Origin of the sequence: Pseudomonas soli (assembly GCF_900110655.1) — a bacterium.
In the GTDB taxonomy this organism is placed as follows: Bacteria; Pseudomonadota; Gammaproteobacteria; order Pseudomonadales; family Pseudomonadaceae; genus Aquipseudomonas; species Aquipseudomonas soli.
Genome location: NZ_FOEQ01000001.1, coordinates 432,999 through 448,228 on the forward strand (window position 1 = coordinate 432,999; position 15,230 = coordinate 448,228).

The 15,230-nt window shown below is 63.5% G+C and carries 16 protein-coding genes; 5 read left to right on the forward strand and 11 right to left on the reverse strand.

All coding sequences use genetic code 11. The features are described 5' to 3' along the window. The first annotated feature begins 116 nt into the window (after positions 1 to 116). The 3 genes from BMY03_RS02020 to cmoB all read left to right on the forward strand — a co-directional run bounded on the left by BMY03_RS02020 (position 117) and on the right by cmoB (position 2,295). Positions 117 to 509: a protease inhibitor I42 family protein gene (locus BMY03_RS02020; RefSeq protein WP_023631860.1), complete on the forward strand. Its 393-nt coding sequence runs from the start codon at positions 117 to 119 to the stop codon at positions 507 to 509. A gap of 89 nt (positions 510 to 598) precedes the next feature. Further along, positions 599 to 1,342, forward strand: a complete 744-nt coding sequence (gene cmoA / locus BMY03_RS02025) for a carboxy-S-adenosyl-L-methionine synthase CmoA (RefSeq protein WP_094010121.1) — start codon at positions 599 to 601, stop codon at positions 1,340 to 1,342. Then, on the forward strand, positions 1,339 to 2,295 hold the full coding sequence (gene cmoB, locus BMY03_RS02030; RefSeq protein WP_038705566.1) for a tRNA 5-methoxyuridine(34)/uridine 5-oxyacetic acid(34) synthase CmoB: 957 nt from the start codon (positions 1,339 to 1,341) through the stop codon (positions 2,293 to 2,295). The genes cmoA and cmoB overlap by 4 nt, the downstream gene beginning before the upstream one ends. 70 nt (positions 2,296 to 2,365) lie before the next feature. Here the strand turns inward: cmoB and BMY03_RS02035 are convergent, their stop codons facing one another. Further along, positions 2,366 to 2,569 carry a hypothetical protein gene (locus BMY03_RS02035; RefSeq protein WP_094010122.1) on the reverse strand — a complete coding sequence of 68 codons (204 nt, stop codon included), beginning with the start codon at positions 2,567 to 2,569 and terminating at the stop codon, positions 2,366 to 2,368. 276 nt (positions 2,570 to 2,845) lie between these two features. Here BMY03_RS02035 and BMY03_RS02040 point away from each other — a divergent pair, with 276 nt between their 5' ends. Then, a complete protein-coding gene (locus BMY03_RS02040) occupies positions 2,846 to 3,520 on the forward strand; it encodes a heavy metal response regulator transcription factor (RefSeq protein ID WP_023631995.1) in 675 nt (224 codons plus the stop codon). Then, positions 3,517 to 4,902, forward strand: a complete 1,386-nt coding sequence (locus tag BMY03_RS02045) for a heavy metal sensor histidine kinase (RefSeq protein WP_094010123.1) — start codon at positions 3,517 to 3,519, stop codon at positions 4,900 to 4,902. Before BMY03_RS02040 ends, BMY03_RS02045 begins: the two co-directional genes overlap by 4 nt. 128 nt (positions 4,903 to 5,030) lie before the next feature. Here BMY03_RS02045 and pdxJ read toward each other — a convergent pair whose 3' ends face one another. The 10 genes from pdxJ to rpoE all read right to left on the reverse strand — a co-directional run bounded on the left by pdxJ (position 5,031) and on the right by rpoE (position 15,030). After that, a complete protein-coding gene (gene pdxJ / locus BMY03_RS02050; RefSeq protein WP_201754923.1) occupies positions 5,031 to 5,753 on the reverse strand; it encodes a pyridoxine 5'-phosphate synthase in 723 nt (240 codons plus the stop codon). A 62-nt stretch (positions 5,754 to 5,815) separates the two neighbouring features. Further along, the gene (gene recO, locus BMY03_RS02055) at positions 5,816 to 6,499 is read right to left on the reverse strand and encodes a DNA repair protein RecO (protein ID WP_094010124.1); all 684 of its coding nucleotides are present in this window, start codon (positions 6,497 to 6,499) and stop codon (positions 5,816 to 5,818) included. A gap of 135 nt (positions 6,500 to 6,634) precedes the next feature. Continuing rightward, complete coding sequence (gene era / locus BMY03_RS02060) at positions 6,635 to 7,537, reverse strand: GTPase Era (protein WP_031315023.1); 903 nt, start codon at positions 7,535 to 7,537, stop codon at positions 6,635 to 6,637. After that, positions 7,530 to 8,219 (reverse strand): ribonuclease III, encoded by a 690-nt coding sequence (gene rnc / locus BMY03_RS02065; RefSeq protein WP_023630413.1) that lies wholly within the window; start codon positions 8,217 to 8,219, stop codon positions 7,530 to 7,532. The genes era and rnc overlap by 8 nt, the downstream gene beginning before the upstream one ends. A 160-nt stretch (positions 8,220 to 8,379) precedes the next feature. Beyond that, on the reverse strand, positions 8,380 to 9,234 hold the full coding sequence (gene lepB, locus BMY03_RS02070; protein WP_094010125.1) for a signal peptidase I: 855 nt from the start codon (positions 9,232 to 9,234) through the stop codon (positions 8,380 to 8,382). Between the two features lie 5 nt (positions 9,235 to 9,239). Then, positions 9,240 to 11,039, reverse strand: coding sequence for a translation elongation factor 4 (gene lepA / locus BMY03_RS02075; protein ID WP_038705563.1), 1,800 nt, complete (start codon positions 11,037 to 11,039; stop codon positions 9,240 to 9,242). Between the two features lie 201 nt (positions 11,040 to 11,240). Continuing rightward, positions 11,241 to 12,647: a DegQ family serine endoprotease gene (locus tag BMY03_RS02080; RefSeq protein ID WP_371041504.1), complete on the reverse strand. Its 1,407-nt coding sequence runs from the start codon at positions 12,645 to 12,647 to the stop codon at positions 11,241 to 11,243. A gap of 201 nt (positions 12,648 to 12,848) precedes the next feature. Next, complete coding sequence (locus BMY03_RS02085) at positions 12,849 to 13,814, reverse strand: MucB/RseB C-terminal domain-containing protein (RefSeq protein WP_094010127.1); 966 nt, start codon at positions 13,812 to 13,814, stop codon at positions 12,849 to 12,851. A gap of 12 nt (positions 13,815 to 13,826) precedes the next feature. Beyond that, positions 13,827 to 14,417 (reverse strand): sigma-E factor negative regulatory protein, encoded by a 591-nt coding sequence (locus tag BMY03_RS02090; protein ID WP_094010128.1) that lies wholly within the window; start codon positions 14,415 to 14,417, stop codon positions 13,827 to 13,829. A 31-nt stretch (positions 14,418 to 14,448) separates the two neighbouring features. Continuing rightward, positions 14,449 to 15,030: an RNA polymerase sigma factor RpoE/AlgU gene (gene rpoE, locus BMY03_RS02095; RefSeq protein ID WP_010220971.1), complete on the reverse strand. Its 582-nt coding sequence runs from the start codon at positions 15,028 to 15,030 to the stop codon at positions 14,449 to 14,451. Between the last annotated feature and the right edge of the window lie 200 nt (positions 15,031 to 15,230).

Below are 15,230 nucleotides of genomic sequence, written 5' to 3' on the forward strand. Positions count from 1 at the left end.
GTGCAGGATGTATCCTACTTGTGGGAGCCGGCTTGCCGGCGATAGGGCGCGCGTAGACCACACAAACTTGCGACAGCTTCGGTTATCCTCAGGCCATTCCAGCTTCAGGAGCCAACATGACCCTCCCTCGCCTGCTCGTTCCCGCCGCCCTGGCCCTGCTCACCGCTTGCGCCCAGCAACCGCAACGCACCGTCGAACTGGACGGCGAAAGCGAATGCCCAAAGCGCCTGCAGGTCGGCCAGACCCTGACCCTCACCCTGCCCAGCAACCCCACCACCGGCTACCGCTGGCTGCTGCAGAACCCGGCTTCGGAGATCCTGCGCAGCCTTGGCCCCGAGGTATACAGTTCTCCGGAGCAAGCTGGCATCGTCGGCAGCGGTGGCCTGTCCAGCTGGCGCTTCCAGGCCAAGGCCGCCGGCGAGGGCCATCTGATCCTGGTCTACCAGCAGCCCTGGGCCCCGGAAGTACGTCCGGTACAGACCTTCGATTGCGCCATTCGGGTCAACTGAGCGAACGGCGCCGGTCAGCCAGTCATGCAAGCTTGCCGTGGTTTGGCTAGAATGCCGCCCCTGTAGATTGCCAGCCGCCTGGACCCACCGTGAGCAAACAACCCGACCGCCTATTCGCCCAACCCCTGGAGCAGGTGCCCGACTTCGTCTTCAACGAAGACGTGGTGCAGGTGTTCCCGGACATGATCAAGCGTTCGGTGCCCGGTTACCCGACCATCGTCGAGAACCTCGGCGTGCTGGCCGCGCGCTTCGCCCAGCCGGGCTCCGCACTGTACGACCTCGGCGCCTCGCTGGGCGCGGTGACCCAGGCGCTGCGTCGCCACGTGCGCGCGGACGGCTGCCGGGTGATCGCGGTGGATAACTCCGCGGCCATGGTCGAGCGCTGCCGCCAGTACCTCACCGCCCAGGACTCGATGTTCCAGGAGTTGCTGCCGGTGCAGGTGCTGGAGGCCGATATTCTCGCCCTGCCCTTCGAGCCGGCCTCTGTGGTGGCGATGAACTTCACCCTGCAGTTCGTCGCTCCCGAACAGCGCCTGGACCTGCTTGCCCGCATCCGCCAGGCACTTTTGCCGGGCGGCGCGTTGATTCTCTCGGAGAAACTGCGCTTCACCGACGCCCAGGAGCAGGAACTGCTCAACGAACTGCACCTGGACTTCAAGCGTGCCAATGGCTACAGCGAACTGGAAATCGCCCAGAAGCGCAGCGCCATCGAGAACGTGATGAAACCCGACACCCTGGAAACCCATGAAGCGCGCCTGCGCGCCGCCGGCTTCTCCAAGGTCGTGCCCTGGTTCCAATGCCTCAACTTCGCCTCGCTGATAGCCCTGCCATGATCGATCTGTCCCCCCTTGTCCGCCGCCTGGCGGGCACCCCCCTTGCCACCTGGTCCCAAGGCCTGCAGGCGCAACTCGAGAGCAAGCTGGAAAAAGGCCACGGCGACCTCGATCGCTGGCGCGGCGCCCTCGACGCACTGCCGCAGCTGACCCCGAGCGAAGTCGACCTGGTCGACGGCCTGCGCCTGGACTGCGACTGCGACGACGCCACCCGCGCGCAGATGCGCCAGGCGCTGATGGGCCTGTCGCCCTGGCGCAAGGGCCCGTTCGACCTGTTCGGCGTGCATGTCGATACCGAATGGCGCTCGGACTGGAAATGGTCGCGGGTCGGCCCGCACCTGGACCTCAAGGGCAAGCGCGTACTCGACGTGGGGTGCGGCAACGGCTACTACCAGTGGCGCATGCTCGGCGCCGGCGCCGACATGGTCATCGGCGTCGACCCCAACTGGTTGTTCTTCTGCCAGTTCCAGGCCGTGCAGCAATACCTGCCGGACTTGCCGGCGTGGCACCTGCCGTTCGCCCTCGAAGAGCTGCCGGCCAACCTCGAAGGTTTCGACACCGTGTTCTCCATGGGCGTGTTCTACCACCGCCGCTCGCCCATCGAGCACCTGCTGGCGCTCAAGGATTGCCTGGTCAAGGGTGGCGAGCTGGTGCTGGAAACCCTGGTGATCGAGGGCGACGAAAACCAGGTGCTGGTACCCGAGGACCGCTACGCGCAGATGCGCAACGTATGGTTCCTGCCGTCGGTGCCGGCCCTGGAGCGCTGGCTGCGCCGCGCCGGTTTCAGCGATGTGCGCTGTGTCGATGTCAGCGTCACCAGCGTCGAGGAACAACGCAGCACCGAGTGGATGCGCTATCAGTCACTGGGCGACTTCCTCGACCCGAACGACCACGGCAGGACCATCGAAGGCCTGCCGGCACCACGCCGCGCCACATTGCTGGCGCGCAAATAAAAAAAGGCGCCCGCTAGGGCGCCGAGGCTCACCTGCGCCGAGGAGCTGTGGCGGCGCAGGCGTGTGGTGCTCAATCCTTGGCCAGCTCGCGGGCCTTCTCTTCTGCCTTGCGCTCGCGCTCGGCCACAGCTTGCTGCTTGTCGCCGTGCAAACGCGCCTGATCCTCGCGGAAGGCTTGCCAGAATTGCTTCGAACGCTCCCCGCCACCCTCGGCGAAAATGCTGGTGCTGCCCAGGGCGAGGATCGCCAGCAGCAGGTACTTGGTCAGGCTCATCGTGCTTGCCTCGTGATAACCGTTTCGACAGGGCCATCATCGCAAGCGGGAGCTAACGCCAAGGTGAGGCAGACATTACAGTCCTGAAATCCCCGCCGTACCGCGTGGGAGCGGGCTTGCCCCGCGATTGCGACAAGCCTGTCGCGCATATGACCCACAGATTACAAATCAGCAATCCTCCTCTTTTCGCCATTCGCATCCAGTAACATTCCCGCCGCTTGACCCTGATGTCACTACAGGGTCGAGAATCGCCCCCTTTCCACACAGAGCCCGACCATGCGCCTACTGATCATCGAGGACGAACCACGCACCGCCGACTACCTGCAACAGGGCCTGCGCGAGAACGGGTATGTGGTCGACTGCGCCTCCAGCGGCACCGATGGTCTGCACTTGGCCCGCCAGCAGCCCTACGATCTGGTGATCCTTGACGTCAACCTGCCCGGGCTCGATGGTTGGGGCGTGCTGCAGCGCCTGCGCGCCGAATCCTCCACGCGGATCATGATGCTCACCGCCCACGGCCGTCTCGCCGATCGCGTCAAGGGGCTGGACCTGGGCGCAGACGACTACCTGCTGAAGCCGTTCGAATTCCCCGAGCTGCTGGCGCGTATCCGCAGCCTGCTGCGGCGCAACGACCAGCGCCTGCAGCCGAGCACCTTGAAGGTCGCCGACCTCGAACTCGATCCGGGCCGCCACCGCGCCTGGCGCGGCGGCCAGCGCATCGACCTGACCGCCAAGGAGTTCGCCCTGCTGCACCTGTTGATGCGCCAGAGCGGCGAGGTGCTGTCACGCACCCAGATCATCTCGCTGGTGTGGGACATGAACTTCGACTGCGACACCAACGTGGTGGAGGTATCGATCCGCCGCCTGCGGGCGAAGATCGACGACCCCTTCGACGACAAGCTGATCCACACCCTGCGCGGCGTCGGCTATGTGCTAGAGGCGCGGACGTGAAGCGCCCCAGCCTGTCGTTGCGCCTGGGCCTGGGCGTCACCCTGCTGGGCGCGGCGCTGGTGCTGCTGCTGGCGTGCCTGGCGGTATTTGCCCTGGACCACGAACTGGATAGCCGGGCGCGCAAGGACCTGACGCGCAAGATGCAGCAAGTCGAGCACAACCTGCGCGTAGACCTGCGAAGCGACGACCTGGGCGCCCGCGCCCACCCATTGCTCGATCTGGTCATGGGCCACGACAACCTCAGCCTCAGTGTGATCGCCATCAATGGCCGTCATCCGGCACTGCTCAGCCTGGGCCCGGCCATGCAGTCCCAGCATTTGCTGAACCTGGAAGCGGACGAGCGGCTGACCTTCCATGCCTGGCGCGACGACGGCGACAATCAGATCCTCACCGCCAGCCGCTTGATGCGCCTGCGCGACGACACCCCGGTCAAGGTGTTGATGTCGCTCAACCGCAGCGACGACAACAGCCTGCTGCAAGCCTATCTGCACTCGACGCTACTGGCCCTGCCGTTGCTGCTGGTGCTGATCGGCATCGCCGCCTGGAAGCTGGTGCAGCGCGGCCTGCGTCCGTTGCGGCACTTCCGCCGGATCGCCGGGCAGGTTTCGGCACAGGACCTTACTCACCGGCTGCCTGATGAGGGCCTGCCCAGCGAGCTGGCCGACCTCGCGCGCGCCATCAACATCATGCTCGACCGGCTCGACCAAGGTGTGCGCCAGCTATCGCAGTTCTCCGACGACCTGGCCCACGAGCTGCGCACGCCCATCGGCAACCTGATGGGCAAGGCCCAGGTGACCCTGGCCCGTGAGCGTGACGGCGACAAGTACCGCGAAGCCCTCGAAGACAGCGTCGAGGAGCTGACCCGCCTCAACCGCATCATCAACGACATGCTGTTCCTCGCCCAGGTCAGCCAGCCGCAGACCCAGGTTGCCCTGGCGCCCCTGACGTTGGCCGACGAAGTGGCGCGGGTGAGTGAACTGTTCGCCTTCAGTGCCGAGCTCAAGGGCATCTCCCTGCACCTGCAAGGCTGGGGCACGGCCCTGGCGGACCGGTTGATGTTCCAGCGGGCGCTATCCAACCTGCTGAGCAATGCGATTCGCCATGCACCGGAGGGCGAGCCGGTTGCCGTAGGCATCGAGCGGCTGGGCAACGAGATTGCCGTGTGGGTGCAGAACCAGGGCAGAGGGATAGAGGAGACCCACCTGCCGCACCTGTTCGAACGCTTTTACCGGGCCGGGGCCGGGCGTTCACGGCTGGAGGGTGGCACCGGGCTGGGGTTGGCGATCGTCAAGTCGATCATGCAATTGCATGGGGGGCGGATCGAGGTCAGGAGCAGCCCTTTGGGCCCTACCCGCTTCACTCTGGTATTTCGAGCGGAGTAAGTGGTTGATGCCAACGGCCTCATCGCCGGCAAGCCGGCTCCCACATGGATCGCACTGGCCTTGAGTGCTGCGCAGTACCTGTGGGAGCCGGCTTGCCGGCGATGAGGCCGGTGCAGACGGTCAGAAAATCACCGCGAAGCGGCGACGATCAGCGCTTTCATCTCGGCCACCGCGGCCTTGAAGCCGACGAACAGCGCATGGGCCACCAGCGCATGGCCGATGTTCAGCTCGTTGATGCCCTTGATCGCGGCCACGGCCTCGACGTTGTGGTAATGCAGGCCATGCCCGGCATTGACGATCAGGCCCTGGCCAACACCAAACGCTACGCCATCGACGATGCGCTTGAGCTCCTCGGCGACTTCGGACGGCGTCTCGGCATCGGCGTAACGGCCGGTGTGCAACTCGATGGCCGGGGCGCCGACACGGCGCGAGGCCTCGATCTGCCGCTCGTCGGCATCGATGAACAGCGACACCTCGGCACCGGTGCGCGACAGGCGCTCGACCGCCGCCTTGATCCGCGCCTCCTGGCCAGCGACGTCGAGGCCGCCTTCGGTGGTCAGTTCCTGACGGGTTTCCGGCACCAGGCAGATATGCGCCGGGCGGATCTTCTCGGCGAAGGCCATCATCTCTTCGGTGACGCCCATCTCGAAGTTCATGCGGGTCTGCAGCACGTCCTTGAGCAGCAGCACATCGCGCTCCTGGATGTGCCGGCGGTCTTCGCGCAGGTGCACGGTGATGCCGTCGGCACCCGCTTCCTCGGCGTCCAGGGCGGCCTTGACCGGATCCGGATAGCGGGTGCCCCGGGCCTGGCGCAGGGTCGCCACGTGGTCGATATTGACACCGAGAAGCATGCGGTTGCTGTGAGTCACGAAGGGGCACTCCTGAAAGTTGAGGGCCACAGCATACGTGCTGCTCAGCGCTTGCGAAACAGTTCCCGGCTGACCAATGGCTTGGGCCCGAGGTGGACCGCCAGTGCCTGGCGCATCAGGCGCTTGGCGGCGAGCAAGGCACCGGGCGCCTCCCAGTCGGCCTGGGCCAGGGCCAGCAGTTCGCCGCCCTTGAACAACCCAGGCTGGAACAGTTCGACCCGCTCGAGGCCGGCGTCCACCTGCAGGCGATAAAGGCCTTCGGCGACCACAGGGCTGTCGTTGACGTCATGTTCAAGCGAGAAGGCGTAACCTAGCTCATCCAGCAGGCGCCATTCGAAGGAGCGCAACAGCGGCTCCAGCGCACGCCCGGCGGCCAGGGCCTGCAAAGTCAGGGTGTAGTGCTCGAACAGTGCCGGGTGCGGCGCCTCGGCGGGCAGCAGGCGCATCAGCAGCTCGTTGAGGTACAGCCCGCTGAACAGCACGTCACCGTGCAACCAGGCGGCAATGCCGACGGCATCCAGGCGGCCGACGTTCTTCAACTCGCCGCGCCCGCGCAGCTCCACCTCCAGCGGCACGAACGGTCGCACCAGGCTGCCGCCCTTGCCCCGCGCCCGGCGCAGCACGGCGCGTACCTTGCCTTGCGGGGTAAGAAAGTCCACCAGCGCACTGGTTTCCTTGTAGGCGCGGCTGTGCAGCACGTAGGCCGGATGGGGGGTGGGTCGGTCCATCAGCGATTTCTCAACGTCATAAATGACTGTGGGAGCGGCGATGCGGCGGCCCGAATTGCCCCGCGATAGCTGTCGCGGGGAAAGTCGGGCCGCCGCATCACCGCTCCCACAAGAGGTACGGGTCCGGTCGGCGGATTACAGGTCTCCGTAGCCCAGCGAGCGCAGGGCGCGCTCGTCGTCGGACCAGCCGCCTTTGACCTTGACCCACAGGTTGAGCATGACCTTGGAGTCGAACAGCACTTCCATGTCCTTGCGCGCCTCGGAGCCAATGCGCTTGATGCGCTCGCCCTTGTCGCCAATGATGATCTTCTTCTGCCCGTCGCGTTCAACCAGGATCAACGCATGGATGTGCAGCACATGGCCCTGCTGCTTGAACTCCTCGATCTCCACGGTGATCTGGTACGGCAGCTCGGCACCGAGCTGACGCATGATCTTCTCGCGCACCAGCTCGGCGGCAAGGAAACGGCTGCTACGGTCGGTGATCTGGTCTTCCGGGAAGAAGTGATCGTTCTCGGGCAGGTGCTTGGCGATCTGTGCTTCCAGCGCTTCGAGGTTGTGCCCCTGCTGCGCGGAAATCGGCATCACCTCGGCGTTCGGCAGCTGCTCTTGCAGCCACTGCAGGTGCGGGATCAGCTCGGCCTTCTCTTCCATGCGGTCGGTTTTGTTGACCGCGATGATCAGCGGGCCGGTCACGTACTGCACGCGCTCCAGCACCAACTGGTCTTCGTCGGTCCACTTGGTGCGGTCGACCACGAAGATCACCACGTCGACATCCTTCAGGGCTGCCGAGGCGTTGCGGTTCATGTAGCGGTTCAGCGCCTTGTCGTTGGCCTTGTGCATGCCGGGGGTGTCGACGTAGATCGCCTGCACGTCACCCTCGGTCTTGATCCCGAGCATGTTGTGACGGGTGGTCTGCGGCTTGCGCGAGGTGATCGCCAGCTTCTGACCGAGGATGTGGTTGAGCAGCGTGGACTTGCCCACGTTGGGGCGACCGACAATGGCAACATAGCCGCAGCGGGTCGAAGTATTCTCAGTCATTGCCATTCTCCACGCCCAGGGCGATCAATGCGGCGGCGGCGGCGACCTGCTCGGCGATACGCCGGCTCACGCCCTGGCCGCGGCTTTTCTTGTTCAGCAGGACCACTTCGCATTCGACGAAGAAGGTCCGGCAGTGCGGTTCGCCCTGGATATCCACCACTTCGTAACGTGGCAACTCGCAGGCACGCGACTGCAGGAACTCCTGCAGGCGCGTCTTGGGGTCCTTGTTGGTGTCGACCAGGGTCAGGCCATCGAACTCGTCGGTCAGCCAGGCGAGGATTCGCTCGCGCGCGGTCTGCATGTCGGCGTCCTGGTAGATCGCACCGATCAGGGCCTCGAGGGCGTCGGCAAGAATCGACTCGCGACGAAAACCACCGCTTTTCAACTCACCCGAGCCCAGGCGCAGGTATTCGCCCAGGTCGAAGCCGCGGGCCAGCCGCGCCAGGGTCTCGCCCTTGACCAGACGGGCGCGAAGACGCGACAACTGGCCTTCACGCGCCTGCGGGAAGCGCTCGAACAGCGCCTCGCCGACCACGAAGTTGAGGATGGCATCGCCAAGGAACTCCAGGCGCTCGTTATTGCGCCCGGCGTAGCTGCGATGGGTCAGGGCCAGCAGCATCTGGTCCTGGTTCTTGAAGGTGTAGCCGAGCTTGCGCTCCAGGCGTGCAAGGGAACCACTCATGGGGCCACCCCGGCAATGTTCAACGCGTTGTTCAAATCAACATCCTGAAAGACGGTTTGACTGTGGTCAGACGCCGGCAACGGCGAAAGCCTCGCTCCCTGAGAACACAGCCTATGTCAGAAATGCAATCGGCGCCGTCCGTGGACAGCGCCGTCGTTACTCAATGGATCAGCCCGACCCGCGACAGGTTCGGGAAGTGGCTGAGTTTCGGCTCTGGCCAGCTCATCCAGACCGCGAAGGCCTTGCCGACGATGTTCCGGTCCGGAACCATGCCGTGCAGTTCCTTGGGAATGTTCGGATCATCCCAGAAACGGCTGTCGTTGGAGTTGTCGCGGTTGTCACCCATCATGAAGTAGTGACCGGCCGGCACGCTCCATTGCTGGTCCGGCGGCATGCGGTAGCGGGTCATTTCCTTGCGGATCAGGTGCTCGGCTTCACCGAGCTTCTCCTTGTACAGCTCGGCGCTGCCCAGGGTGCCCGGCTCGCTGCCGACCAACTGCTCGGCAATCGCCTGGCCATTGACGAACAGGCGCTTGTCGGCGGTGTAGCGGATCACATCGCCCGGCAGGCCGACCACACGCTTGATGTAGTTGACGTTGGGGTCGCTCGGGTAGCGGAACACCATCACATCCCCGCGCTGCGGATCACCCACCTCGATGACCTTCTTGTCGATCACCGGCAGGCGAATGCCGTAGGAGAACTTGTTCACCAGGATGAAGTCGCCCACTTCCAGCGTCGGCTTCATCGACCCCGACGGGATCTGGAACGGCTCGACCAGGAAGGAGCGCAGCACCAGCACGATGAACAGCACCGGGAAGAACGACTTGCCGTACTCAACCAGCAACGGTTCCTTGTTCAGGCGTTCGACCACGGCCATTTCGGGTTGGCTGACGCTGCCCTGGTAGTTGGCGATCGCCGCACGCCGGCGCGGGGCCAGGAACAGCAGGTCGAGCAGACCCAACAGACCGCAGACGGCAACGGCGATGACGAGCAACAGCGGGAAATTTAGCGACATAGGACCTAGCTATCCAACCTGAGCACAGCGAGGAAGGCTTCCTGTGGAATTTCCACGTTACCCACCTGCTTCATGCGTTTCTTACCGGCCTTCTGCTTCTCCAGCAGCTTCTTCTTACGGCTGACGTCACCGCCGTAGCACTTAGCCAGTACGTTCTTTCTGAGCGCCTTGACGGTTGTCCGCGCGATGATCTGGCCGCCGATAGCTGCCTGGATCGCCACGTCGAACATCTGCCGAGGGATCAGTTCCTTCATCTTTTCGGTCAACGCACGGCCTTTGTAGGCGGCGTTGTCGCGGTGCACGATCAGGGCCAGGGCATCGACCTTGTCGCCGTTGATCAGCACGTCCAGCTTGACCAGGTTGGCCGACTGGTAGCGGTCGAAATGGTAGTCCAGCGACGCGTAGCCGCGGCTGGTGGACTTGAGCCGGTCGAAGAAGTCCAGGACCACTTCGTTCATCGGCATGTCGTAGCGCACCTGCACCTGGCTGCCGAGGAACTGCATGTCGCGCTGCACGCCACGCTTCTCGATGCACAGGGTGATGACGTTGCCCAGGTGCTCCTGCGGAACCAGGATGGTCGCGGTGACGATCGGTTCGCGGAAGTCGGTGACGGACGAGACGTCCGGCAGCTTCGATGGGTTGTCGACGACGATGGTCTCGCCGGTCTTGAGCTCGAGCTCGTAGATCACGCTTGGCGCGGTGGTGATCAGGTCCAGGTCGTATTCGCGCTCCAGGCGCTCCTGGATGATCTCCATGTGCAGCATGCCGAGGAAGCCGCAACGGAAGCCGAAGCCCAGGGCGTCGGAGCTTTCCGGCATGTATTGCAGCGACGAGTCGTTCAGGGTCAGCTTCTGCAGGGCGTCGCGGAAGTCCTCGAAATCGTCGGAGCTGACCGGGAACAGGCCCGCGTAGACCTGCGGCTGGATCTTCTTGAAGCCCGCCAGCATTTCGACTTCCGGGGTGCTGGACAGGGTCAGGGTGTCACCGACCGGCGCGCCGTGAATGTCCTTGATGCTGGCGATGATGAAGCCCACTTCACCGGCTTTCAGATCGGCGGTCTGGGTGTGTTTCGGGGTGAACACGCCGACGCTGTCGACCAGGTGCACCTTGCCGGTGGACTTGACCAGGATCTTGTCGCCTTTCTTCACGCGGCCCTGGCGCACACGCACCAGCGAGACCACGCCCAGGTAGTTGTCGAACCAGGAGTCGATGATCAGTGCCTGCAGCGGTGCATCGATCTCACCGGTCGGTGCGGGAATGGTATGTACCAGGCGCTCGAGCACCTCGTCGACGCCCATGCCGCTCTTGGCACTGCACGCCACGGCGTCGGTAGCGTCGATGCCGATGATCTTCTCGATCTCGTCCTTGACGCGGTCCGGGTCAGCCTGGGGCAGGTCCATCTTGTTCAGCACGGGCATGACTTCCAGGCCCTGCTCGATGGCGGTGTAGCAGTTGGCCACCGACTGCGCCTCGACGCCCTGGCCGGCATCGACCACCAGCAGCGCGCCCTCGCACGCCGCCAGCGAGCGCGAGACTTCATAGGTGAAGTCGACATGGCCGGGGGTGTCGATGAAGTTCAGCTGGTAGGTTTTACCATCCTGCGCCTTGTAGTGCAGCGTGACGCTGTGGGCCTTGATGGTGATACCGCGTTCGCGCTCCAGGTCCATGGAGTCGAGGACCTGGGCTTCCATTTCGCGCGCCGACAGGCCACCGCACATCTGGATGAAACGGTCGGCCAGCGTCGACTTGCCATGGTCGATGTGGGCGATGATGGAGAAATTGCGGATATGACTCAAATCACTCACGGGTCAACACTCGAAAAGGCTGCGAGCCGGACGCCCGCCGAAAAATAGCCGGGAATTGTACCTCAAGCCGCGGGGATATGGGAGATTCCTCTATCGGTCTGTATACAAGCTGCATGGCAGCAGGCCGCCACGGACAGCGGACGCCTGCCCACTCATAGAAAAGGGCAGCCGAAGCTGCCCTTTTCCTACCTTTCATCCAGCTTATTCAGCCAGCTTGAAGGTGATGAAGCTGGCGCGCCCCTGGCGCAGCACGCGCATGGACACTGAACGGTTCTTCGGCAGGTCCTTGGCAATCTCGGTGAACTGCTTGGCCGAGGCAATGGCCTGGTTGTTCAGGTGGCTGATCACATCGCCCGGACGCAGGCCGATCATGGCCGCAGGGCCATCCTGGACTTCCTTGATGACCACACCGCCCTTGAGTTCGAGCGACTTTTTCTGCTCGGCGCTCAGGTCGGCGACAGAGACGCCCAGGCGGTTGCTGCTGCGTTCGGCACTGCCATCGGCACCGGCACCCATGCCGATGTCGGCGTCATCCTCGGGCAATGCGCCGATGGTGACATCCAGGTTCTGACGCTTGCCGTTGCGGATGATCTCGAGCTTGGCTTTCTCGCCATCCTTCAGGCTGCCCACCAGGTGCGGCAGGTCGGCGGACATGACGATCGGCTGGCCATTCATGCTCAGAATGACATCGCCCACCTGCAGGCCGCCCTTGGCTGCCGGCCCGTTCTCCAGGACCTGTGCCACCAGGGCGCCGGCCGGCTTGTCAAGGCCGAAGGATTCGGCCAGATCTTTGTTGACCTCCTGGATCACCACGCCCAGCCAGCCGCGGCTGACCTTGCCGTCTTTCTTCAGCTGGTTCGACACATCGATCGCCACGTCGATCGGGATGGCGAACGACAGCCCCATGAAGCCGCCGGAACGGGTGAAGATCTGCGAGTTGATGCCCACCACCTCGCCTTTCATGTTGAACAGCGGGCCACCGGAGTTCCCCGGGTTGATCGCCACGTCGGTCTGGATGAACGGCACATAGGTGTCGTTAGGCAACGTGCGGCCCTTGGCGCTGACGATACCCTTGGTCACCGAGTGGTCGAAGCCGAACGGCGAACCGATGGCCAGCACCCATTCACCTACCTTGAGCTTTTCCGAATCGCCCAGCTTCACGGTCGGCAGGTTCTTGCCGTCGACCTTGAGCAGAGCCACGTCGGTGCGTGGGTCGGTGCCCACCAGCTTGGCCTGCAGCTCACTGCGGTCGGACAGGCGGACGATGATCTCGTCGGCGTCGGCTACCACATGATTGTTGGTCAGCACGTAACCGTCGCTGGAAATGATGAAGCCAGATCCCAGAGACTGCGCTTCACGCTGGCGATCACCGCGTGGGGAGCGCGGCTGCTGCGGCATGTTGCGCTCGAAAAACTCGCGGAACATCGGCGGCAGGCCTTCGAGGTCGGGCATCTGCCCGGCGGCAACGCGGCGATCCGGCAGTTTCTGCTTGGTACTGATGTTGACCACTGCCGGCGAGGCCTGCTCGACCAAGGTGGTGAAGTCCGGCAGGGACTCTTCGGCCTGGGCGCTGAGCATCTGGCCGAGCATCAGCACGGCAGCGAACATCGATAGGTAGGTTTTCAAGCGTGGTATTGACATACGGCTCCCGTCACAACGAGCGTAGTTAGCAGTAAGGTTCCCGCAGACGCAGGAAAGGCCAGACTCCGAGAAGCCTGACCTATAGAAAATTTGCGGCAGGATTGCAAATGACAATGCCTTAATTTCATGTCAGCTCTGTGTAACAAGAGCTGTCAGAACACTGCGCTGTCATTGCCGCGCCTGGGCATCCTGGGCCCGCATCGACAAGGCGACACGTTCGGCCGTGCCCAGCGGAATCTCGCCAACCACCGTGACCATCACCTTGCCTTTGGGGGTTGTCAGGCGCCGCGATACTGCGACAGTGGGCCCAAGCTGGGCGCGGGTATCGATACCGGACTCGTTGCCGATCGGTTCAAGGAAGACCGAAAAACGGGCCAGACCATCGTCATACATCAGACTGCTGACAGTACTCTTGCGCTCGGGATCGCGCCGTACTGAGCTGTTGACCAGCTCGAAACCCGGCGGCAGCCAATCGGAACGCCATCCGGCAACACCCTCTGAAGTGCCTGGCGCGATCTTATCGACAGGTCGGCAGGCAGCGCCAGCACCAAGGTCGGCGTCGGTCGGCACCGTGTCGGTATCCAGGCGAGTCATCTGGAAACGCTCAAGCAACTGGCCCTTGTCGTTGAGCATCAACGAACGCAGGGGCAGTCCGGTGCGGCGATCAAGGTGCAGTTCGAAGGCATAGCGGTGCTGGTCACGCGGGGTGAGGGAGACAACCACGGCGTCGCGCCCGGCAACGCGTGACTCGCCTGACACGCTCAGGTCGTACCAGCTCATCAGTTTCAAGGGATCAAGCACACGCGCGGCATTATCCGGCGGGGCACTCACACTGGTGACCAGGTTGCCACTGACGCACTGCACCTTGCCATTGACCCGCACGATTTCCTGGGCCGAGCCGTCGAGCTGTAACAGCCGCTCGCTGACCTTGCCATCCTGGACGCGATGCCAGATATCGTGGGAAGAGAAGCTGCCGTTACGCTCGTAAACGAAGGAACCCTGGTAACTCTGCTGCTGCTCGGCCCGTGCCAGCTTGTTCAGCCACTCACTCGCCTCAGGCGAGGAATTGGCGGCCAGGGCCTGCACCGTCAGGCTGCTGCCAAGCAGCAGCGACAGGAGAGGTAGCGCGCGCATGATCCTCCTTACTTAGCGGTTTTCCAGGCTGGCAGCGCGAGCGTAAGGCAGCGCGGTCTCGTTGCCCTTCAGCGCGGACTCCTGGGCATGCTGACGCAGGTAACCTGGCAGCCGCTGATCCCAGCCAGCCTGGTTCTGCAGCACACCGTTGGCCATTGGCCCGGTCGGTTGCTCGTTGCTCTCACTATAGCCTGCCAATACAGCCGGACCTTGCACCTGAGGCATGCTCAGCCCTTGCTGGGCCGGTTGCTGGGCGGCCAACTGGGCTCCGGTGATTTCATCCTGGTTGTACAAGCGCACGCCAGCGAGCACGGCAACAGTCACCGATGCGGCCACGGCCAGGCGGCCGATGCTGCGCCATGGGCCCTGCTTGACCTTGGCCGGGACGGCCTCGTCGGCCAGCGCCGCGGAAACTGCCGAGGCGATGTCCAGCTTGGGCATCAGCAGTTCCTTGTGCATGGCTGCGCGGGCAATCTGGTAGCGCGACCAGGTGGCGCGGGTTTCTGCATCGTCGACCGCGTTCAGCACGCGACGCAGTTCCAGTTCGTCCGCTTCGTTATCCATCACTGCGGACAGCGATTCCTGCAAAGCTTCACGACTCATGGCGGTTCCTCTCTTGGCTGTCGCCGCTGTCTCAGGTTTCCTGCAACAAAGGTTGCAGGGCTTTATCTATGGCCTCCCGAGCGCGGAAAATTCGAGAGCGCACGGTACCCACCGGACATTGCATGACACTGGCAATGTCTTCATAACTCAGTCCATCGAACTCGCGCAGGGTCAGTGCCGTGCGCAAATCTTCCGGCAGTTGCTGGATTGTTCGATGGACAGTGCCTTCGATTTCATCCCGCAACAACGCGCGCTCTGGGGACTCGAGATCCTTGAGGCCATGATCGCCGTCGTAAAACTCCGCATCCTCGGAGCTCACATCACTGTCTGGTGGCCGCCTTCCACGGGATACCAGGTAGTTCTTCGCCGTGTTTATGGCGATGCGGTACAGCCAGGTGTAGAAGGCACTGTCTCCGCGAAAATTCCCAAGCGCACGGTATGCCTTGATGAAGGCTTCCTGCGCCACGTCCTGCGCTTCATGGGTGTCGTGTACGAAACGTACGATCAACCCGAGAATCTTGTGCTGATACTTCAGCACCAACAGATCGAACGCTCGCCTGTCGCCACGCTGCACGCGCTCGACAAGCTGCTGATCCTCTTCCTGGGTTAGCATGAACACTCCTCAATGATCTCGAAGGAGCGTTGCAACAACCATCGTTCAGGCTTGCAACCATAGACTCGGGCTTTGCGCAAAAGTTCTCCCCTCCAAGCAAGTTTCCTACGGCCCTTGGTCGGCTCGCACGGAAGACGCAGCGCGGTTACGGCCGGCTACGTCGATAATCAGGATTCATTACGCAGGTGCCAGCCCAGAAT

Coding starts and splice junctions, on each gene's coding strand:
- lepB (WP_094010125.1), bottom strand. CDS start 9,234: ATGTCGCTAAATTTCCCGCTGTTGCTCGTCATCGCCGTTGCCGTCTGC.
- BMY03_RS02040 (WP_023631995.1), top strand. CDS start 2,846: ATGCGCCTACTGATCATCGAGGACGAACCACGCACCGCCGACTACCTG.
- era (WP_031315023.1), bottom strand. CDS start 7,537: ATGACTGAGAATACTTCGACCCGCTGCGGCTATGTTGCCATTGTCGGT.
- rpoE (WP_010220971.1), bottom strand. CDS start 15,030: ATGCTAACCCAGGAAGAGGATCAGCAGCTTGTCGAGCGCGTGCAGCGT.
- pdxJ (WP_201754923.1), bottom strand. CDS start 5,753: ATGCTTCTCGGTGTCAATATCGACCACGTGGCGACCCTGCGCCAGGCC.
- recO (WP_094010124.1), bottom strand. CDS start 6,499: ATGGACCGACCCACCCCCCATCCGGCCTACGTGCTGCACAGCCGCGCC.
- BMY03_RS02085 (WP_094010127.1), bottom strand. CDS start 13,814: ATGCGCGCGCTACCTCTCCTGTCGCTGCTGCTTGGCAGCAGCCTGACG.
- BMY03_RS02090 (WP_094010128.1), bottom strand. CDS start 14,417: ATGAGTCGTGAAGCTTTGCAGGAATCGCTGTCCGCAGTGATGGATAAC.
- cmoB (WP_038705566.1), top strand. CDS start 1,339: ATGATCGATCTGTCCCCCCTTGTCCGCCGCCTGGCGGGCACCCCCCTT.
- BMY03_RS02080 (WP_371041504.1), bottom strand. CDS start 12,647: ATGTTCGCTGCCGTGCTGATGCTCGGCCAGATGCTCAGCGCCCAGGCC.
- BMY03_RS02020 (WP_023631860.1), top strand. CDS start 117: ATGACCCTCCCTCGCCTGCTCGTTCCCGCCGCCCTGGCCCTGCTCACC.
- rnc (WP_023630413.1), bottom strand. CDS start 8,219: ATGAGTGGTTCCCTTGCACGCCTGGAGCGCAAGCTCGGCTACACCTTC.
- BMY03_RS02035 (WP_094010122.1), bottom strand. CDS start 2,569: ATGAGCCTGACCAAGTACCTGCTGCTGGCGATCCTCGCCCTGGGCAGC.